Origin of the sequence: Reyranella sp. (genome assembly GCF_965227665.1) — a bacterium.
Taxonomy (GTDB): Bacteria; Pseudomonadota; Alphaproteobacteria; order Reyranellales; family Reyranellaceae; genus Reyranella.
Window position 1 is genome coordinate 1,003,481 of sequence record NZ_OZ245767.1, and the last position, 18,707, is coordinate 1,022,187.

Below are 18,707 nucleotides of genomic sequence, written 5' to 3' on the forward strand. Positions count from 1 at the left end.
GTTAGGCAAGCGGCGTGCCGGGTCAAGGTGACCCGCTTGTGATGAAACGGTCTTCGGGTAGTCTCCGCGCGCATGCCTCTTGCCCAACCCGCCGCCGATGTCTGGACGCTCGTCGCTGACATCGCAGTGCAGACTCCCGACGCACCGGCCTTGCTGCACGGTGATCGCACGATTTCCTTCCTGGAGCTCACGGAGAGCGCGCGACGCGCCGCCCAAGGGCTTGCCGACCTGGGCATAGGCCCCGGCGATCGAGTGGCACTTTGGTTGCCCAACGTGCCTGCCTATCCGATCCTCTATCTTGCGTGCATCCGGTTGGGCGCCATCGCCGTCGCGGTCAATACGCGCTATCGCGCGGTCGAAGTCACCGACATCGTCGGTCGATCCGGCGCCAAGGTGCTGGCGTGCGCGCCGGGCTTCCGTCGGATCGACTTCCTCTCGATCCTGGCCGATGTCGAGCCCGCGGCTCTCGACAGGCTCGCGGCCATCGTCACGGTGGGCGACGAGCCCGCCTCGATACCGCCCGCCATCGAGCGGCTGCGGCGCGTGCCTTTCGAGCGACTGCTCTCGCGACCGCGACTCGGCCTGAACAATGCGAAGGCCAGCGCGCCCTGCAACATCTTCACGACCTCGGGGACCACGAGCGCGCCCAAGTTCGTGCTGCACCGCCAGGGTGCGATCGCCAGTCACGCCCAGCAGGTCGCGCGCGCCTTCGGCCTCACCGCACCCGACACGCTGTCGCTGTCGATCCTGCCGTTGTGCGGCGTCTACGGCTTCGACCAGACGATGGCGACGCTTGCGGCCGGCAGGCCTTGCGTTCTGGTCGACTCCTCCGAGATCGACGACATCGCCCGCCTGATCGAACGCCATCGTCCCACGACCTTGTTCGGGAGCGACGACATGTTCGCGCGCCTGCTCGACAGCGTGCCGGGCGACCATCCCTTCCCGTCGGTGAAGTGGGCGGGCTATGCCGCCTTCAACGCCTCGTTGGACGGTCTCGCCGAGGCCGCGGAGCGGCGCGGCCTGCATCTCTGCGGCCTCTACGGGATGAGCGAGGTGCAGGCGCTCTATTCCCTGCAGCCGATCGACCTCGCGGTGGCGCGCCGCAAGAAGGGCGGCGGCGTTCCCGTGTCGCCGCTCGCCCATGTGCGCGTCCGCGATCCGGAGACCGGCGACCTGCTGGGCGTGGGACAGCCCGGCGCGCTCGAATGTGCCGGCCCCTCGCTGATGGTCGGCTACTACGGTGACGACAAAGCCACCGCCGAGACCGTGACCGCCGACGGATATGTCCGCACCGGCGATCTCGCCGAACTCGATGGAAACGGCGGCTTCACCTTCCTCAGCCGCATGGGCGACGTCCTTCGTCTTTCGGGTTTCCTGGTGAATCCGCTCGAGATCGAGACCCATCTGCAGAAGCTGCCCGGCATCGCCGCCTGCCAGGCCATTGCTGTGCCGCGCCCGGACGGGGTGCGCGCGGTCGCCTTCGTGATCCTCGCGCCCGGCGCGACGCTCGACGAGGCCGCGGTGATCGCGCACTGCAGGCAGGGCCTCGCGAACTACAAGGTGCCGATGCGCGTCCTGGCGATCGACGACTTCCCCAAGACGCCCTCCGCCAACGGCTTCAAGATCCAGCGCGCCCGCCTGCGGGACCTGGCGCTGGAGCGGATCTAGCGCCCCGGCAGACGAAGGTTGGCGACCGAGGATCCGACGAAGATCTGCGGCAGGGACGGCGTGCGGATGCCCATGCTCTTTTCGAGGTTCTGCACGCAGCTTCGTGTGGCCTGGGCGAGCTGGCCCCAGGTGGTGGCGCCATCGAACTGCTGCAGCAGGCACTGGTCGTAATAAGTGAAGCGGTCGCCCGCGCCGCAGCCGAAGCTCACGCGATCGGCCGCGGCAGCCGTCAGCACCACCCGGTTGGGCTGACGCATCGCCGGTGTCAGGAAGACGCCGCTGTGGCAGGCCGAGACGATCACGACCGTCGGCAGTGTCCCGCATCCCGCGTCCAGAGCGTTGTCGAGCGCGCTCGGCCGGACGACGCCATTGGCCTGGCGCAGCACGACACCGGCCTCGGTGCCGTGGCTGGTGATGAAGGCGAGGCAGGCCCCCGCTCCACCGGCATTGCGCAGGGCGCTGGAGACATTGGCAGCGCTGGCGACCTCGGCCGACGGATTGCGTCCGGGATCGGAGGTGAGCATGCGGATGTCCCGCACGCCGCGTGCCGACAGCTTGTCGCGCAGCGCATCGATGCCGTTGTCGAAGGACGGGCTGTTATTGTCGCCGGCGATCAGCACGGCATGCCAGCGCGCCGCCGGCACGTCTCCGGGCGCGACCGCCATCGAGGGGTTGCGCCCGGACGGCGGCGCTGCATCGGAGTCCGGCGTACACCCGATCAGCGAGGCCAGCAACGCGACCAGGGTCGCGACGCGAATCAACATGCTCTGCTGCTCCAGATTGCTCAGGCAGGCTGCGGCGCGGCGCCGACCATGCGCAAGGCCATGTCGGTATAGAGCTTCGCCATCTGTTCCTCGGTGAGATCGCCGCCCGGACCGTACCACATGGAGACGTGGGTGCACTGGTCGAGCAGCGCCATGGCCATCGCCTTGAGATCGTGCCTGCCGTCGACGCGCGGCGGATCGAATACGCCTTTCTCGACTCCATGCCGGAGGATCGTCACGACGATGTCACGGATCGCACGCCGGCTGCGCCGGATGTCGGCCACGCGCGCCGTGTCCAGCCAGCCTATTTCGCGGTTGGCGACCAGCGCCTCGATTCGCAGGCGGCAATGGCGGATGACATAAACCCGCACGAAGGCCGCGAGTTCGGCGCGCGGATCGCCGCCCGCTCCCGCCACGGCCTGCTGGCACTGCCGCTCCAGCTCGCCCTGGGTCGAGGCGATGATGTCGTGCAGCAGCTCGTCCTTCGACTTGAAGTGATTGTACAGCGCGCCCTGCGTCAGTCCGCAGGCCTTCATGATGTCGCGCACCGTCACGACCGGGTAGCCGCGCTCGGCGAACTGGGCGAAAGCCGCGGCCCGGATCGCCTCGACCGGCGGACGCGACTCGCGCTCCGAAATGACGTCGACGGGCTCGTCGTCGGCGAGAATCGTCTTGCGCTTGCTCATCGCGAGGCTCCGGACATGTTGCTCACGATCTGCCAGGCGAGATCGGCGGCGGGCTTGACCAGCTTGCCGGAGTCGGCGGCGCGCACGTTGGCCGCCGTGCCGTCGAGCGACCGGGCATAGACGCCCTGACGGATGCAGGACACCCGGAACAGATTGTAGGCCATATAGAACTCCCAGAGCGCCGGCTCCGGGACGGCGCGCTTCGACAGGGTGCTGTAGTAGTCCACCATCTCCGCCTCCGTCGGCAGGCCCAGTTCGCCGAGATCATGTCCCAGCAGGCCACCCCAGTCCTTGGGCGTGCGCCACAGCATGCAGAGATAGGAAAGCTCGGCCAGCGGGTCGCCGAGCGTGGAGATCTCCCAATCGATGATCCCCAGCACGCGTGGCTCGGTGGCGTGGAAGATCATGTTGTCGAGGCGATAATCGCCGTGGACCAGCACCGTCTCGTCGTTCGTGGGCAGGTTGGCGGGCAGCCAGTCGAACAGGCGGTCCATGGACTCGATCTTCTCGGTCTCCGACGCCTTGTACTGTTTTCCCCAGCGCGAGATCTGGCGGGCGACGTAGCTGCCGGGACGCCCGAAATCGGCAAGGCCGAGGGCGGCGTAGTCGACCCGGTGCAGCCGGGCCAGCGCCTCGAACTTGGCCCGGTAGATGTCCCCGCGCCCCTCTTTCGGGACGTCCGGCAGCAGAGGATCCCACAGGACCCGGCCGTCGCAGTATTCCATGATGTAGAAAGGCGTGCCCACGACGCTCTCGTCCTCGCTGAGCGCATAGGCTCGCGGGGTCGGCACGTCGGTCCGATTGAGCGCCGAGATCACGCGGAACTCCCGGTCGACCGCATGAGCGGACGGCAGCAGCTTACCCGGCGGCTTGCGACGCAGCACGTAGCGGCGGCCGGCACCGTCGGTCAGCCGGTAGGTCGGGTTGGATTGCCCGCCCTTGAATTGCTCGACCCGCACCGGCGGCGTGAATCCGTCCACATGGGCGGACATGAAACGGCCGAGCGACTGCTCGTCGAACCGATGCTTTTCCTGCACCGCCATCGTGCCGATATAGTCGTCCCCTCGCCGTGACACCCGAAAACCTCCTGAACGACCGTTCACATTGGCCGGGAGTTTGCTCGTCCCCCGGGACGCATGCAATATCGACCAACGGGGACATTGACGCGTGGAATCGCTGTTTGCTGCCTATCCGCCCGCCGCCTGGGCGGCGCTGCTCGGGACGGGCATTCTCATCGGCTTGCTGGCCGGGCTCCTGGGGGTCGGCGGCGGCATCGTCGCGGTCCCCATCCTGCTGGAAATATTCGAGTTTCAGGGCATCGCCGAACCGCAGGCGGTGCCGCTGGCGGTCGGCACGGCCCAGGCCAGTATTCTGATTGCCTCGATCACGGCAGCGGCCGCCCATTGGCGGGCCGGGACGATCGACCAAGAATTGGTCCGGGCGTGGCTGCCGGCGTTGATGGTCGGTGCCATCGTCGGGCTGGCCGTGAGCCCGTTCGCACCCACCAGGGTGCTGACCACACTCTTTGCCGTGGTTGCCGCGGCCCTCGCCCTCAAGATGGCAGCGGGCGACCGCCTGATTATCGGGCAGTCCCAACCGACGGGTATGCTGTCGCAGGTGTCGCCGGCCATGGTTGGCGGACTGGCCGCGGCCGTCGGAGTCGGCGGCGGAACCCTGAGCACGCCGGTTCTGACGCTGTTCTCGTTTTCCATCAAGCGGGCGATCGGCGCAGGCGCGCTGTTCAATCTGATCATCGCCGTGCCCGCCACGCTCGTCTTTCTTCAGATGGATCGCGACGTTCCGGGCCGCCCCGCCGATGCGCTAGGCGATGTCGCGATGTTTTGCGTTGCGACCCTGTCGCTGCCTGCGCTCTTTGTCGCGCCGGTGGCGGCCAGATGGTCAGCGAGGGTGCCCGTCGCCCTCCTGCGGCGCTTGTTCGCCTTCTGCCTCGCCATAATCGCAGTCCGTCTGCTGCTGAGATAGTGCACTTAGCACTTGTATTGCACTTGGCACTTGGGCAAAGCGGCCGAATTGTGTTTAGCTGTTGGCGGTCCAGGGGTTCGGACCCAACAACACATTGCAGGCTACGCGTTTCTGGGGAGGCATCGTTGAATCGATTCCTGAGCAAGGACTTTTTGTCCGGGCTGATGTTCATTGGCTTCGGCCTACTCGCACTTTACGTCGGGCAAAAACTCGCGGTCGGGACGCCCGTTCGCATGGGACCCGGCTATGTGCCGCGGATGCTCTCGTTCATCCTGTTGGCGCTGGGTGCACTGGTTTGCATCCTCGCGGTGGTGAACGGCAGCGAGCCGGTCGAACGGCCCAAGTGGAAGCCGATCACGCTGGTGACCATCGGCATCGTCTGCTTCGGTCTCCTCTTCGAGCGTGCGGGTCTTATCCCGGCTCTGATCGTGCTCGTCACGATCGCCTCTCTGGCGGGCGAGGAATTCAAGACCACGGAGGTGATCGGCCTCATCTTGGCGCTCTCCGTCCTCTGCACCCTCGTTTTCAAGGTTGGGCTGGGCATGAATATCTACATCCTGCGCGGAGTCTGGTGAGATGGAGATTCTCAATAATCTCGCGCTCGGCTTCAGCGTCGCCCTTTCATTCCAGAATCTGACCTATGCGCTGCTGGGGTGCATTCTCGGCACGTTGATCGGCGTCCTGCCCGGCATCGGCCCCGTGGCGACCATCGCCATGCTGCTGCCGATCACCTTCCACCTGCCGCCGACGGCCTCGCTGATCATGCTCGCCGGCATCTATTACGGCGCGGCCTATGGTGGCTCGACAACGTCGATCCTGGTGAACCTGCCGGGCGAATCTTCTTCGGTCGTGACGTGTCTGGACGGCTACCAGATGGCACGCAACGGTCGCGCTGGCGCGGCGCTGTCGATCTCGGCCGTCGGCTCGTTCTTCGCCGGCACCGTCGGCACGATCATTATCGTCATGTTCGCCGAGCCGCTGACCCGAATGGCGCAGAAGTTCGGCCCGGCCGACTACTGCTCGCTGATGGCGCTCGGCCTCGTCGCCGCCGTCATCCTGGCCAGTGGCTCCGTGACCAAGGCGATCGCGATGGTCTTCCTCGGCCTGCTGTTCGGCCTGGTCGGCACCGACGTCAACACCGGCGCCCAGCGCTTCACCTTCGACCTCCCGGAACTCAGCGACGGCATCGACTTCGCGCCGATCGCGATGGGTCTGTTCGGCATCGCCGAAATCGTCGTCAACCTCGAGAAGCATCTCACCCGAAGCGGGGGCACCATCAAGGTCACCTCGCTTTGGCCAACCGCGGATGAAGTCCGGCGGGCGATTCCCGCAGCCCTGCGCGGCACGTTCCTGGGGGCGGCCCTCGGCGTGTTGCCGGGTGGCGGTCCGACCCTGGGCGCCTTCTCGTCCTATACGCTCGAGAAGAAAATCTCGCGGAATCCGGAAAAGTTCGGCAAGGGTGCGGTCGAAGGCGTCGCGGCGCCCGAGGCGGCCAACAACGCCGCCGCCCAGACCTCGTTCATCCCGATGCTCACCCTCGGCATTCCCTCCAACGCGGTCATGGCGCTGATGGTGGGCGCCATGATCATCCAGGGCATCCAGCCGGGCCCCGAGGTCATGACCAAGAAGCCGGATCTCTTCTGGGGCATGATCGCCTCGATGTGGATCGGCAACGCCATGCTGGTCATCATCAACCTGCCGATGATCGGCATCTGGGTGAAGCTGCTGACAGTGCCGTACCGCTTCCTGGCGCCGGCCATCCTGCTCTTCTGCTGCATCGGCGCCTACAGTCTGCAGAACAGTACGTTCCACGTCATGCAGGTCGCCGTGTTCGGCGTGCTGGGTTACATCTTCGTCCGTCTCGGCTGCGAAGGTGCCCCGTTCCTGCTGGGTCTCGTCCTGGGACCGCAGATGGAGGAGTACTTCCGCCGCGCCATGCTGCTCTCTCGCGGCGACCCCATGGTCTTCCTCGAGCGTCCGATCAGCTTGGGCCTGCTCATCACGACGGCGCTTCTGCTGCTTCTGATGTCCATACCGAGCTTCAAGAAGGCGCGAAAAGAAGCATTCGTCGAAGAGGAGGGCTGACGCCCTCCTCCAATACTCTGAAAGGGCCCCAAGCTTGCGCTTCGGGGCCCTTTGCATTTTGATGATGGCGTCTGCGTCCCAGTCACTCCACAGCGAGAGGTCGCCGCATGAACGTCGAGACACTGGCCGGCATCGTCCCGGACTCAACCTATGTCGACGTCGCCGGGGTGCCGTGGCTGCCGACCCGCTTCCCCGGGGTCGAGTGGAAGATCCTGATGGAGCAGAAGCAGACGGGACTTTCGACCGTGCTCATGCGCTGGGCGCCGGGTGCCCGCCTTCCGGCGCACGAGCATGTCGCCATCGAACAGACCTATGTGCTCGAAGGATCCTTTGCCGATCATGCCGGCGTCTGCCGCGCCGGCAACTATGTCTGGCGGCGCGCCGGCAGCCGCCACGATGCCTGGACCGACGAAGGCTGCCTCATGCTGGCGATCTTCCTGAAGCCCAACACCTTCTTCGACTGAAGCCCCTGCCCTTCACGAGTGGAACGGATCCCGCCGCGGAATAGAACCGCTCTCCGACCTCTGCTAATGCTCCGTCGCAGCCGCGGCCCGCCAAGGCCGGCGCAAGGGAGGCAGAAGCAATGTCAGGCGTTCTTGAAGGCATCCGCGTACTCGATTTCGGCCGCTACATCGCCGGTCCGTTCTGCGGCACCATGCTGGCCGATCTCGGCGCCGAGGTGATCCGCGTCGAGAAGCTCGAAGGCAGCGAGGATCGCTGGGTGACGCCGGTCGTCGAGGGCGGCGAAGGCGCCATGTTCCTCCAGATGGGCCGCAACAAGCTCGGCCTCACCCTCAACCCGATGAAGCCGGAAGGCCGCGAGATCGTGAAGAAGCTGGTGGCGGCTTCCGACGTCGTGATCGCCAACCTGCCCTACGAAGACCTGCAGAAGATGGGCATCGACTACGAGAGCCTCTCCGCCATCAATCCCCGCATCATCCTCGCCACCACCTCGACCTTCGGCTCGGAAGGCCCCTACAAGACGCGCGTCGGCTTCGACACGATCGGCCAGGCGATGTCGGGCGCCATGCACCTCTCGGGCGACGGCGAGACGCCGACCCGCATGAACGCCCCGTTCGTCGATTTCGGCACGGCGCTGCTCAACACCGTGGGCGTGCTGGCCGCCCTCATGGAACGGAGCAAGAGCGGCAAGGGCCAGAAGGTCGAGACCGCCCTGCTGCGCACGGCCATCAACATCACCAACGGACACCTGATCGAGCAGGCCATGCTCGACCTCAACCGGATCGCCACGCTCAATCGCGGCTTCACCGCCGGACCGTCCGACACGTTCAAGTGCAAGGACGGCTGGATCTACGCCATGACGATCGGCCAGCCGCTGTTCGTGCGCTGGTGCAAGTTGATGGGCGACGAGAGCCTGGCATCAGATCCGCGCTTCAAGGACGATCTCGCGCGTGGCGACAACGGCGAGGCGCTGTCGGCGATCATGCAGAAATGGTGCGACAGCCGCACCGTCGCAGAGGCGCTGGCGGCGCTGGAGGCCAACCGCATTCCGGCCGGCCCGGTCTACACGCCGCAGCAGACGCTCGACGACAAGCACGTGAAGGAAGCCGGGTTCTTCCACTCGATGGACTATCCCGGGGCGAAGATGGGCGTGCCGGTCCTGCAGGAGCCGGTGAAACTCTCCCGCACCCCCCTCACCATCCGGCGCCGGGCGCCGACCCTCGGTGAGCATACGGACCAGATCCTGCAGGAACTCGGCTACGGCGCGGCCGACATCGTCAGGTTGAGGACCGACAGGGTCGTCTGAGGGGGGCTGATCCAGGGGCCTCTCCGGGCGTATAAAGGCTCAGGAGCTGACCCATGATGCGACGTCTACTGCTTGTATTGATGACAGCGGGATTCTGCAGCTCGGCGGGAGCGCTGGCGGCGCAGGACCTGCCGTATGGCCAGAGCCATGTTTTCGCCGCTTTCCGCAACGGCGAACGCATCGGAACGCACACGCTCACCTTCCAGCAGAATGGCGACAAGCGGGTCGTCACCACCTCGATCGACTTCTCGGTCAAGGTGCTCGGCATGACCATGTATCGCTACCTGCATCGCGGTCAGGAAGTCTGGAACGGCAACACCTTCGAGTCGATCTCGACCCAGACCGATGACAACGGCACCAAATATACCGTCAAGGCCCGGCAGGAGGCCGGCGGAGTCTCGGTCGTCCGCGATGGCGGCAGCGCGCCGAAACTGACGGCCAACGATGTCGGCTTTCAGCAGGGCACCGCCCGGAAGGAGACCCTTCCCCCAGGGGTCATGCCGTCGACCCACTGGAACCTGAATCAGGTGAAGCAGTCGGCGATGCTCAACAGCCAGAACGGCGCTCTCGCGAAGATCCAGATCACGCCCAGGGGACGCGAGACCATCAAAACCGCCAACGGCACGCTGGAGGCGACGCGCTATTCTTATACCGGCGACGTCGAGATGGATCAGTGGTTCGACGACCGGGGCCGCTGGGTGAAGGCCTCGTTCAAGGCTTCCGACGGGTCGACGATCGAGTACATACTGCAGGAATGACCCCTGCAGATTGTTTCGCGAAGCTGCCCAACCTCCTGTCTGACGACGCCGACCTGCTGCGGCGCGGCCGTTGGCTGAACGTCGCCTGCCGGATCGACATCGGCAGCGAGCCATTCCATCTGACCTTCAAGGACGGCGCCCTCGTCTCCTTCGAGCGCGGACCGCGCCTGATGCGTTCCACCGCCTTCACCGTGCGCGGCAGCGACGAAGCATGGCGACATCACTGGCGGAAAATGCCCGAACCGGGCTGGCACGACCTGTTCGCCCTGACCAAGCGCGGCGCCGCTTCACTGGAAGGCGACCTGCGGCCCCTGCTGCAGAACCTGCAGGTCTTCAAGGATCTGTTCGCCCTGCCCCGCCGCCTGCCGGAGGCGTCCTGACATGGCGCCCGTTCTCGATCCCATGGTCGGCCGCTACCTGCGGCTCGAAATCGACGGCACGCCGCATCGCCTCTACTTCGAGGAAGCCGGCAGCGGGATCCCCCTCGTCTGCCTGCACACCGCCGGCGCCGACGGCCGGCAGTTCCGCCATCTCCTCAGCGATCCCGAGATCACCAGCCGCTTCCGCGTGATCGCGTTCGACATGCCCTGGCATGGCAAGTCGACGCCGCCCGATGGCTGGGAGAAGACCGAGTACCGGCTGACCACCGCGTCCTACACGGCTGCCATCCGCGCCTTCTGCCAGGCCCTGGAGCTCGACCGGCCCGTGGTGATGGGCTGCTCCATCGGCGGCCGCATCGTGCTCAATCTCGCGATCGCGCACGCCGCCGAGTTCCGGGCCCTCGTGGCGCTCGAGGCCGCCGACTTCCAGCAGCCCTGGTACGACACCGCGTGGCTGCACCGCCCCGACGTCCATGGCGGCGAGGTCTGCGCCGCCCTGATCTCGGGGCTGATCGCGCCGCAGAGTCCTCCCGTCAGCCGCCACGAGACGCTGTGGATGTACATGCAGGGCGGCCCCGGCATCTTCAAAGGCGATCTCTACTTCTACCGGGTCGACGGCGACCTGCGCGAGAAGGTGACGTCAATCGACACCGATGTCTGCCCGCTCTACCTGCTGACCGGCGAATACGACTTCTCCTGCACCGCCGAGGACACGCTGCGCACGGGGGCGCAGATTCCTGGCGCGCAGGTGCAGGTGATGAAGGAGCTGGGCCATTTCCCGATGAGCGAGAACCCGGCCAGGTTCCGGGAATACATCCTGCCGGTGCTGGACGAGATCGCGTCGGCCAAAGGCTAAGCGACGATCCCGTGCTCGTTCCGACCCTGCGCCCCCCCAACTGGAGTTGCGCGCTCTGTTGATGGTCAATGGCGCGAGTCGAACGCCAGCCTCGCGGCCAGACCGGCGAAGACGGCACCAAGGAAATATTGCGACAGGCGGCGCACGCGGCCGATGCCCGAGAAGACGCGCCCGAGGCGGCTCGCGCCCATGATGACCGCGCCGTTGACGACCAGGCCGATCGCGTTCAGCACGGTTGCCAGAACGAGAATCTGCAGCGCGACGGAGCCAGCTTCCGGCTGAACGAACTGCGGAAACAGCGCGAGGACGAACAGCGCCATCTTCGGATTCAGAAGGTTGGTCAGCAGGCCCTGACGGAACATCGTGCCGATCGCGTGACGCGCCTCGCCGGCTCGCGCGATGACCGTCACGGCATCGGATCGTATAGTCTTCCAGGCGAGATAGAGCAGATAGGCGGCGCCCGCGTACCGCACGGCATCGTAGGCGTGCGGCACGATCAGGAAGAGCTGCGACAAGCCGAAGGCCGCCGCCAGAGCGTGGCAGTAGGTGCCGGCTTGAATGCCGGCCAGGGTGGCGAACCCCGCCACCCTGCCCTGGCTCGCGCTGCGCGAGGCGATCAGCAGCATGTCGGGCCCGGGCGTCATCGTGAGCGCGAGCGCCGCCGTTCCGAACAGAGCGAGCGTCGACAGGTCGACCATCAGCGGATACCAGAGTTTGGAATTCGCTCCAGCCCACACGGCTCAAGCAGAGCGTTGCGCCGGCCTGTCAGAAGCTCCTCGGCAACGAATTGGCCAATGGCGGGTGCCAGAGTGACGCCGGAGTGCATGACGGCAATGTAGAGCCCAAGGATACCCGCGGCGCGACCCACGAACGGCAGACCATCTCTTGGAATCGCACGGTGTCCCACTGCGTACCAATCCAGGTCCAGGGAAGCGCCCGAAAGAAGCATCTCCTTCATCTTCTCGCATGCGTTAGCAGCCGGCAGCGCCCCATCTCCGCGCGCGACATCGTCGTCGAGGGCAGTGGCAGCGAGAAGCCGGTGCTCTGCCGTCTGCCTTATCTGAATCCCCGGCGCCATGATGAGCCCGTTGAGCAGCTTGACGCTCGGCTTGGTAGCGACCAACAGGGCCGGAGGGGCATCGACCGGCAGCGTCAACCCAACATCGCCTGCCAGCGCAGCCGTTGCGGCTCCAGCCGCCAGAACAACCTCATCGGCATCTAGGTCACCGACATCCGTGCGCACTCCTCGGATGCGGCCCGCGCGGAAATCGAGAGAGTGCACGGAACGATTTGCAACAATTGTCGCACCGAGGCCTCGCGCGGCCTTCAGAAACGTCAGCGCTGCCTCGAGCGGCTCGACCGCCCCCTCACCGGGCATGTGCAAGGCGAAATCAGGTGGCGCGACGAGCTGCGGCTCTATTCGTCGTGCTTCATCGCGACCAACACGGCGAACATCATAGCCCCAGGCCGCATGTTCGACGGCAAAGGCTTCGAGCTGCTCTGCCGGCAGATCCCATATCAGGCCTCCGCCCCATGCCACCCGAATGCCCGGCAGCCGGCGTTCAAGTCGGCGCCACTCCTCCATGGCTCGGACACGGAGACGGAAATAGGATTCCGCATTGCCCCAGCTCGCATTGATCCATGCCCAGGAATTGCGGGTCGCGACGCCACCCGGTGCACCAGCCTCCACAACGGTGACGCGCGCGCCGGCAGACGCCAAGTGCCACGCTGTCGATGCTCCGATAATACCCGCGCCGACAATCAGAACATGTGGGTGATCGGCCATTACCAGGCGGCCCCGAGCCTCAGAGGATCTGGAAGACCTCGTAGACCGGGCCGGCGGCCTCGCGGCGGCCGGTCGAGACGCAGACGATGCGGTTGAGGAAGCGATACTTTTCCGACGCCGTCTCGAACCAGGGCGTGGCGCGGAAGTAATACTGGCTGGGATCGACCTTCTCGCCCTTGTTGAGCTGCTCGATCACCCAGGCCGGGCCATGCCGCATGCCCCGATAACTCATGTAGACGAGGTGCCCGTCGTCGGTCTTGAGGGTGAGCCGCACGTCGAGCTGCAGGATGCCGTCGCGTCGCTGCAGCAGCCAGTCGCCGGCCGGTGCCGGCAGGACGGTGCCGCGCAGCTCCTCGCCCGCGAACGTGCCCCCGGTCACCGTCGCGATGCGCCGGCGCCCATAGGGCGTCTCGCCGACGTCGACGACGTTCGGGTCGACCTGGAGCGTCAGCGTGAAGAGATGGGTGGAACGGAGTGTCGGTTCGCTCATGCTGATCCTCGAATCTTGGCCGTCAGATCTTGGCCGTCCGGCCTTCCCAATAGGGGGCTCGGAGTTCGCGCTTCATGATCTTGCCTATGGTGCTGCGTGGAAGCGAGTCGCGGAACTCGACGGCGACGAGGCGCTGCGTCTTGCTGAGCTGGCCGTTCGCCCAGTCGCGCACCGCCTCCTCGCTCACCGTTGCCCCGGCGCGGCGCACGCACAAGGCCATCGGCGATTCGCCCCATTGATCGCTCGGCACCCCGATCACGGCGACGTCGATCACGTCGGGATGCTTCAGCAGCAGCACCTCGATGTCCGCGGCATAGACGTTGAAGCCGCCCGAGATGATCATGTCCTTCTTGCGATCGAGCAGGACCAGGAACCCGTCCTCGTCGAGCTTACCCATGTCGCCGGACTTGAAGAACAGCCGGCCGTCGGCGTCGTACCAGAACAGTTCTCGCGTCTTGTCGTCCTGCTTGTAGTAGCCCTTCATCATCATCTCGGCGCGACCGGCGATCTCGCCGACCTCGCCCTGCGGCCGTTCCCGGCCCTCCTCGTCCAGGATCTTGAGCTCGACACCGAAGCCCGGCTTGCCGACCGTGTGGAGCTTGTCGGGATGGAGGTTGGCTTCGAGCATGCAGCTGCCGCCGCCCTCGGTCAGGCCGTAGATCTCGATCAACCGGCCGGGCCAGCGCGCGAGGCAGTCGGCCTTCACCTGGGCCCGCAGCGGCGCGCTGGTCGAGAGCTTTGCTTTGAAGGAGCCGAGGTCGTACTTGTCGAACTCCGGGTGGGCCAGGATGCGCTGATACTGCACCGGCACCAGCATGGCATGCGTCACCCGCTCGACCTGGGCCAGTTCGAGGAACTTCACCACGTCGGACTTGCGCATCAGGATCGACGTGCCGCCGACGCCGACGGTGGCCAGCAGCGCAACGAGCGTGGTGTTGGAATAGAGCGGCGTCGAGACCAGCGAGATCGTGTCCGGGCCGTAGTCGAAGGCCGGGAAGCGCACGGGAAGCTGGCTGCGCAGCGCGTGAGAGTGAAGGATGCCCTTGGGCAGGCCGGTCGTGCCGGAACTGTAGATGATATTGAAATCGTCGAGCGGTCCGATCGCCGTCTCGAACGGCGCGTCGCTGGCCGGCGCCAGCCAGGCCTCGAAATCCTGCCAGCCCGGCCGCGCGAAATCGTAGGCGATGCGGCCGCCGGCCACCAGCTTGCCCAGACGTCCCTCATAGGGTTCGACCAGAGCGCGGTACTGGTCCGACAGGAACAGGACCTTGGCGTCGCAATCGTCGAGCATCTTCTCGAGTGCATCGGTGGCCGCCATCGTCGAGAGCGGCACGACGCAGACGCCGGCCCGCAGGCCGCCCATGAAGGTCTCGAGATACTCGATCGAGTTGGCGGCCAGGATGGCGATCTTGTCGCCGCGTCCCAGGCCCATTTCCGACAGCCGCCGTGCGATCCGGTTGATGCGGGCGTCGAATGCCCGCCAGCTCCGCACCACGCCGTCGCACTTCACCGCCGGCTTGTCCGGATGGCTTCGCGCATGCCGGGCGATATACGCCGGGATCGACGTAAACTCGGGAATGTCGTCGATGACCGGCTGCGGAACGGTAGGCTGGCTGGCGGGCTGGTCGGCGCTCACAGCCGAACCCTACTTCTTGGGCTCGACCGTCTCCACCGGACCGCCGGCCTTCTTCCAGGCGCCGAAGCCGCCTTCGAAATGGGCGACGGGCGTCAAGCCCATGTCCTGCGCGGTCTTGGTCGACAGGGCCGAGCGCCAGGCGCCGGCGCAGAAGAACACGAACTTGTTGCCGGTCTGGAAGTAATCCTTGGCATAGGGGCTGTGGGGATCGATCCACATTTCCAACATACCGCGGGTCACATTGATGGCGCCGGGGATGGTTCCGTCGCGCCACAGTTCGCGCGGATCGCGGATGTCGATGAAGGTCACGTCCGGCTGGCCATGCATCTTCATCGCGTCGGCCAGCGACAGCGTCTCGATCTGGCTGTTGGCCTCGTCGACCATCTGCTGGACCGTCTTCTTGATCTCGAGCGGCATCGAACCCTCCTACGCGCTTGCTTCGAGCGTCAGTAGCATTTTGGCCGCAGCGCGCAAACGACGGCCAGCCCGCCGCGTGAAATCGCGACGGCTATTTTTTGCCGGTCTCGGGGATGGCCTTCATCTCCTCGAGCCAGACGTCCGGGCTGCCGTCGGAGGGCGCCCGCCAGTCGCCGCGCGGCGACAGCGACCCGCCGGACGAGATCTTCGGTCCGTTGGGCACGGCCGAGCGCTTGAACTGGTTGGTGAAGAAGCGGCGCAAGAACAGCGCGAGCCAGCTGCGGATCTCCTCAAGTGAATAGGCGCGCCGCGTTCCTTCCGGCAGGTTGGCCGGCCAGGCGCCCTTGTCGATGTCGTGCCAGGCGTTCCAGGCGAGGAAAGCGATCTTCGACGGCCGGTAGCCGAGCCGCGTCAGGTAGAAGAGATTGAAGTCCTGCAGCGCATAGGGACCGACGAAGCTCTCGGTGGCCTGCACCACGCCCTTCTCGCCCGCCGGGATCAGCTCGGGCGAGATCTCGGTGTTCAGGATGTCGATCAGGATGTCCGCCGTCTCCTTGCTCACGTCGCCCGAGGCGGCGACGAAGCGGATGAGATGCTGGATCAGTGTCTTCGAGACCGAGCCGTTGGGATTGTAGTGGGACATGTGATCGCCCACACCATAGGTGCACCAACCCAGCCCCAGTTCGGACAGATCGCCGGTGCCGACCACCATGGCGCGCTGCTGGTTGGCCAAGCGGAACAGATAGTCGGTGCGCAGACCCGCCTGCACGTTCTCGAAGGTCACGTCGTAGACCTTCTCGCCCCTGCCGAACGGATGGCCGATATCGGCCAGCATCTGCGTCGCAGCCGGCTTGATGTCGATCTCCGCCGCGGAGACGCCCAGCGCCTTCATCAGCCGCCAGGCATTGGTGTACGTCTTATCGGAGGTCCCGAAGCCGGGCATCGTATAGGCGAGGACGTTCTTGCGGCTCAAGCCCAGCTGGTCCATCGCCCGGCAGGCCACGATGAGCGCGTGCGTCGAATCGAGGCCGCCCGAGACGCCGATCACGGCATTTTCCGTGCGGCTCGACCGCAGGCGCTGCGCCAGCCCCTGCACCTGGATGTTGTAGGCCTCGTAGCAATTGTCGCGCAGCTTGGCGGAATCGGACGGCACGTAGGGGAATCGCTCGATGGCGCGATCGAGCGCGACCGGCTCCTTCGGCGGATCGAAGGCGAACAGGACCTGCCGGAAGCGCTCGACCCTTCCCTTCTCCTGCAGCGCGCAGTCGGCGAAACCGTTGTAGCGCAGCCGCTCCTGGCGGATGCGGCCCACGTCGACGTCGGCCTGGATGATCGTCGAGTCCGTCTCGAAGCGCGACGATTCGACGAGCTGGTCGCCCACCTCGTAAATCGCGGCATGGCCGTCCCAGGCGAGATCGGTCGTGGATTCGCCCGGGCCCGACGCCGAGTAGGCATAGGCCGCGACCGCCCGCATCGATTGGCTGCCGCACAGAAGCCGCCGCGCCTCCGCCTTGCCGATCGTGATGTTGCTGGCCGACAGGTTGACCAGGAGTTCCGCTCCCGCCAGCGCCGCGTGGCTCGAGGGCGGGATCGGCACCCACACGTCCTCGCAGATCTCCACATGGAAGGTGAGATCGATGCCGGTCGCCTTGAACAGCAGGTCGGTGCCAAAGGGCACGGTCTGCCCGGCGAGGTCGAACTCCTGGCAGATGACGTTGGCGCCCGAGATGAAATGGCGCTTCTCGTAGAACTCGCGGTAGTTCGGCAGGAAGGTCTTGGGCACTACGCCCAGCACCTTGCCGCGATGGATCACGACCGCCGTGTTGTAGAGCCGGTTCGTCACGCGCAGCGGCGCCCCGACGATCAGGACGGGGAAGAGATCGCGCGATGCCTCGATCACGCTGGCGATCGACCGCTCGACCTCGTCGAGCAGCGCGTCCTGCAGCAGCAGGTCCTCGATGGCATAGGAGGAGAGTCCCAGTTCAGGAAACACCATCACGGCGGCACGCGCCGCATCGCCCTGCGCGGCGAGCTTCAGCGTCTCGCCAAGATTGTAGGCCGCATCGGCCACGCGGGTGCGCGGCACGCAGCAGGCCACGCGCACGAATTCATGGGAATAAAGCGAGAAGAAATCGGACATCGGAACTCCAGCCATTCCCTAGTGGTGCCTTGGACACCGGTTCCGATCAAGGGGGCTGGAAAGAGAAGGCGATGGTGGGCGCGACAGGGATCGAACCTGTGGCCACTGCCATGTCAAGACAGTGCTCTACCGCTGAGCTACGCGCCCATCACCTGCTGCCGCCGGGGGTCGGGGACCAACCGGTAGCGCGGAGGCCGGTCGTCTACATTGCCGGAAACGGATTGGCAAGAGCGCGAAGCGTGACGCGACCGGATTCACGGGCTATGACCACAGAATGGATTTCGCCCCGGTCCTGACCGAACACGAGTCCCTGGATTGCCGGCTGCCGGCGCACCAGACCGTTCCGGTGGTCGTCGCCTCGCCGCACAGCGGCTCGGTCTATCCCGCCTCGTTCCTGGAACAGGCGGCCGTTCCGCTTTCGGCGCTCCGCCGGGCGGAGGACGCCTTCGTCGACGAGCTGTTCGCGGCCGCGCCCTCGCTCGGCATGCCCTTCATCGCGGCCCGGTTCCCCCGCTCCTATGTCGACGCCAACCGGGAGCCCTACGAGCTCGATCCCGCAATGTTCGAAGGGCCCCTGCCGCGGCCGCTGAACCATCGCACGACGCGCGTGGCGGCCGGCCTCGGCATGATCCCGCGGGTCGCCGCCAACGGCGAGGCCATCTATCGTGGCCGTGTTCCGGCCGAAACGATCGAGCACAGGCTGGAGAGCTGCTGGCGGCCCTATCACCGCACCCTCTCGCTGCTTGTCGAGCAGACCTACAGCAGCTTCGGTGGCGCCCTTCTGATCGATGCGCATTCCATGCCCTCCTCCGCCTCCACCCTCGGAACGCGCGACCGGAACCAGCAGGTCGATATCGTGCTGGGGGACAATCACGGCGAAGCCTGCGCGCCCGAGTTCACGGCCGCTGCCGAGCGGTGGTTCCGCGCACGCGGCCTGCGCGTTTTGCGGAACCAGCCCTATGCCGGCGGCTTCACCACCCAGCGCTACGGACGACCGGCTCTCGCCCGCCATACGCTGCAGATCGAGATCAACCGGTCGCTCTACATGGACGAAGCGCGGCACGAGCGGCTTCCGGTCGTGGGAGTCGTCGCACGGATCATGACCGGGCTGTTGGAGACGATGGCCGAGCAGGCAAGGGAAACCCTGCTGCCGCCGCGGCCCCTGGCCGCCGAATAATTATCCAACCAGACGACCGGGCGACCAGACGACCGGGCAAAAAAAGGGCCGCGACAAGCGCGGCCCGAGTTTAGGGAGGAAACGCCCAAGACGGGCATACAGCAAACAATGCG

Annotated in this window: 19 protein-coding genes and 1 tRNA gene; 10 read left to right on the plus strand and 10 right to left on the minus strand. The window is 66.0% G+C overall.

Features of this window, described 5'->3' with window-relative positions; all coding sequences use genetic code 11:
- Positions 1–72: 72 nt before the first annotated feature.
- Positions 73–1,668: an AMP-binding protein gene (locus ACO07I_RS04840; RefSeq protein ID WP_422014873.1), complete on the plus strand. Its 1,596-nt coding sequence runs from the start codon at positions 73–75 to the stop codon at positions 1,666–1,668.
- Here ACO07I_RS04840 and ACO07I_RS04845 read toward each other — a convergent pair.
- The 3 genes from ACO07I_RS04845 to ACO07I_RS04855 are packed head-to-tail and all read right to left on the minus strand — an operon-like array spanning position 1,665 to position 4,194.
- The gene (locus ACO07I_RS04845) at positions 1,665–2,432 is read right to left on the minus strand and encodes a C13 family peptidase (protein WP_422014875.1); all 768 of its coding nucleotides are present in this window, start codon (positions 2,430–2,432) and stop codon (positions 1,665–1,667) included. The genes ACO07I_RS04840 and ACO07I_RS04845 overlap by 4 nt on opposite strands.
- Before the next feature lie 20 nt (positions 2,433–2,452).
- Complete coding sequence (locus ACO07I_RS04850; RefSeq protein WP_422014877.1) at positions 2,453–3,118, minus strand: TetR/AcrR family transcriptional regulator; 666 nt, start codon at positions 3,116–3,118, stop codon at positions 2,453–2,455.
- Positions 3,115–4,194: a phosphotransferase family protein gene (locus ACO07I_RS04855; RefSeq protein ID WP_422014879.1), complete on the minus strand. Its 1,080-nt coding sequence runs from the start codon at positions 4,192–4,194 to the stop codon at positions 3,115–3,117. The genes ACO07I_RS04850 and ACO07I_RS04855 overlap by 4 nt, the downstream gene beginning before the upstream one ends.
- A 91-nt stretch (positions 4,195–4,285) precedes the next feature.
- Here ACO07I_RS04855 and ACO07I_RS04860 point away from each other — a divergent pair, with 91 nt between their 5' ends.
- The 8 genes from ACO07I_RS04860 to ACO07I_RS04895 all read left to right on the plus strand — a co-directional run bounded on the left by ACO07I_RS04860 (position 4,286) and on the right by ACO07I_RS04895 (position 10,948).
- Positions 4,286–5,101, plus strand: a complete 816-nt coding sequence (locus ACO07I_RS04860; protein ID WP_422014881.1) for a sulfite exporter TauE/SafE family protein — start codon at positions 4,286–4,288, stop codon at positions 5,099–5,101.
- A 125-nt stretch (positions 5,102–5,226) separates the two neighbouring features.
- Positions 5,227–5,676: a tripartite tricarboxylate transporter TctB family protein gene (locus tag ACO07I_RS04865; RefSeq protein ID WP_422014883.1), complete on the plus strand. Its 450-nt coding sequence runs from the start codon at positions 5,227–5,229 to the stop codon at positions 5,674–5,676.
- 1 nt (position 5,677) lies between these two features.
- Positions 5,678–7,186: a tripartite tricarboxylate transporter permease gene (locus ACO07I_RS04870; protein WP_422014885.1), complete on the plus strand. Its 1,509-nt coding sequence runs from the start codon at positions 5,678–5,680 to the stop codon at positions 7,184–7,186.
- Between the two features lie 107 nt (positions 7,187–7,293).
- Positions 7,294–7,650 carry a cupin domain-containing protein gene (locus ACO07I_RS04875; RefSeq protein ID WP_422014887.1) on the plus strand — a complete coding sequence of 119 codons (357 nt, stop codon included), beginning with the start codon at positions 7,294–7,296 and terminating at the stop codon, positions 7,648–7,650.
- A gap of 119 nt (positions 7,651–7,769) precedes the next feature.
- Entirely contained in the window at positions 7,770–8,954 is a 1,185-nt protein-coding gene (locus ACO07I_RS04880; protein WP_422014889.1) for a CaiB/BaiF CoA transferase family protein, read from the plus strand.
- A 53-nt stretch (positions 8,955–9,007) separates the two neighbouring features.
- Complete coding sequence (locus ACO07I_RS04885) at positions 9,008–9,712, plus strand: DUF6134 family protein (protein ID WP_422014891.1); 705 nt, start codon at positions 9,008–9,010, stop codon at positions 9,710–9,712.
- Positions 9,709–10,092 carry a hypothetical protein gene (locus ACO07I_RS04890; protein ID WP_422014893.1) on the plus strand — a complete coding sequence of 128 codons (384 nt, stop codon included), beginning with the start codon at positions 9,709–9,711 and terminating at the stop codon, positions 10,090–10,092. Before ACO07I_RS04885 ends, ACO07I_RS04890 begins: the two co-directional genes overlap by 4 nt.
- A 1-nt stretch (position 10,093) precedes the next feature.
- The gene (locus tag ACO07I_RS04895; RefSeq protein ID WP_422014895.1) at positions 10,094–10,948 is read left to right on the plus strand and encodes an alpha/beta fold hydrolase; all 855 of its coding nucleotides are present in this window, start codon (positions 10,094–10,096) and stop codon (positions 10,946–10,948) included.
- Positions 10,949–11,013: 65 nt separating this feature from the next.
- Here the strand turns inward: ACO07I_RS04895 and ACO07I_RS04900 are convergent, their stop codons facing one another.
- From ACO07I_RS04900 to ACO07I_RS04930, 7 genes are all read right to left on the minus strand, one after another.
- Positions 11,014–11,646, minus strand: a complete 633-nt coding sequence (locus ACO07I_RS04900) for a LysE family translocator (protein WP_422014897.1) — start codon at positions 11,644–11,646, stop codon at positions 11,014–11,016.
- Positions 11,646–12,734 carry an NAD(P)/FAD-dependent oxidoreductase gene (locus tag ACO07I_RS04905; RefSeq protein ID WP_422014899.1) on the minus strand — a complete coding sequence of 363 codons (1,089 nt, stop codon included), beginning with the start codon at positions 12,732–12,734 and terminating at the stop codon, positions 11,646–11,648. Before ACO07I_RS04905 ends, ACO07I_RS04900 begins: the two co-directional genes overlap by 1 nt.
- A gap of 19 nt (positions 12,735–12,753) precedes the next feature.
- Positions 12,754–13,224, minus strand: a complete 471-nt coding sequence (locus ACO07I_RS04910) for a DUF3237 domain-containing protein (protein WP_422014901.1) — start codon at positions 13,222–13,224, stop codon at positions 12,754–12,756.
- A 22-nt stretch (positions 13,225–13,246) separates the two neighbouring features.
- Positions 13,247–14,860: a class I adenylate-forming enzyme family protein gene (locus ACO07I_RS04915; RefSeq protein ID WP_422014903.1), complete on the minus strand. Its 1,614-nt coding sequence runs from the start codon at positions 14,858–14,860 to the stop codon at positions 13,247–13,249.
- A 9-nt stretch (positions 14,861–14,869) separates the two neighbouring features.
- The gene (locus ACO07I_RS04920) at positions 14,870–15,277 is read right to left on the minus strand and encodes a rhodanese-like domain-containing protein (protein ID WP_422014905.1); all 408 of its coding nucleotides are present in this window, start codon (positions 15,275–15,277) and stop codon (positions 14,870–14,872) included.
- Positions 15,278–15,368: 91 nt separating this feature from the next.
- Positions 15,369–17,417 (minus strand): NAD(+) synthase, encoded by a 2,049-nt coding sequence (locus ACO07I_RS04925; RefSeq protein WP_422014907.1) that lies wholly within the window; start codon positions 17,415–17,417, stop codon positions 15,369–15,371.
- Between the two features lie 72 nt (positions 17,418–17,489).
- Positions 17,490–17,564: transfer RNA gene (locus ACO07I_RS04930), tRNA-Val, on the minus strand.
- A 127-nt stretch (positions 17,565–17,691) separates the two neighbouring features.
- Between ACO07I_RS04930 and ACO07I_RS04935 the strand changes: the two genes are divergently transcribed.
- Complete coding sequence (locus ACO07I_RS04935) at positions 17,692–18,594, plus strand: N-formylglutamate amidohydrolase (RefSeq protein ID WP_422014909.1); 903 nt, start codon at positions 17,692–17,694, stop codon at positions 18,592–18,594.
- The last annotated feature ends 113 nt before the right edge of the window (positions 18,595–18,707 follow it).

Bases quoted from the DNA above. Each gene is read 5' to 3' on its own strand.
- ACO07I_RS04890 (WP_422014893.1), top strand. From the start codon at position 9,709: ATGACCCCTGCAGATTGTTTCGCGAAGCTGCCCAACCTCCTGTCTGAC.
- ACO07I_RS04875 (WP_422014887.1), top strand. From the start codon at position 7,294: ATGAACGTCGAGACACTGGCCGGCATCGTCCCGGACTCAACCTATGTC.
- ACO07I_RS04870 (WP_422014885.1), top strand. From the start codon at position 5,678: ATGGAGATTCTCAATAATCTCGCGCTCGGCTTCAGCGTCGCCCTTTCA.
- ACO07I_RS04840 (WP_422014873.1), top strand. From the start codon at position 73: ATGCCTCTTGCCCAACCCGCCGCCGATGTCTGGACGCTCGTCGCTGAC.
- ACO07I_RS04880 (WP_422014889.1), top strand. From the start codon at position 7,770: ATGTCAGGCGTTCTTGAAGGCATCCGCGTACTCGATTTCGGCCGCTAC.
- ACO07I_RS04925 (WP_422014907.1), bottom strand. From the start codon at position 17,417: ATGTCCGATTTCTTCTCGCTTTATTCCCATGAATTCGTGCGCGTGGCC.
- ACO07I_RS04920 (WP_422014905.1), bottom strand. From the start codon at position 15,277: ATGCCGCTCGAGATCAAGAAGACGGTCCAGCAGATGGTCGACGAGGCC.
- ACO07I_RS04885 (WP_422014891.1), top strand. From the start codon at position 9,008: ATGATGCGACGTCTACTGCTTGTATTGATGACAGCGGGATTCTGCAGC.
- ACO07I_RS04905 (WP_422014899.1), bottom strand. From the start codon at position 12,734: ATGGCCGATCACCCACATGTTCTGATTGTCGGCGCGGGTATTATCGGA.
- ACO07I_RS04845 (WP_422014875.1), bottom strand. From the start codon at position 2,432: ATGTTGATTCGCGTCGCGACCCTGGTCGCGTTGCTGGCCTCGCTGATC.
- ACO07I_RS04895 (WP_422014895.1), top strand. From the start codon at position 10,094: ATGGCGCCCGTTCTCGATCCCATGGTCGGCCGCTACCTGCGGCTCGAA.
- ACO07I_RS04850 (WP_422014877.1), bottom strand. From the start codon at position 3,118: ATGAGCAAGCGCAAGACGATTCTCGCCGACGACGAGCCCGTCGACGTC.
- ACO07I_RS04935 (WP_422014909.1), top strand. From the start codon at position 17,692: ATGGATTTCGCCCCGGTCCTGACCGAACACGAGTCCCTGGATTGCCGG.
- ACO07I_RS04910 (WP_422014901.1), bottom strand. From the start codon at position 13,224: ATGAGCGAACCGACACTCCGTTCCACCCATCTCTTCACGCTGACGCTC.
- ACO07I_RS04900 (WP_422014897.1), bottom strand. From the start codon at position 11,646: ATGGTCGACCTGTCGACGCTCGCTCTGTTCGGAACGGCGGCGCTCGCG.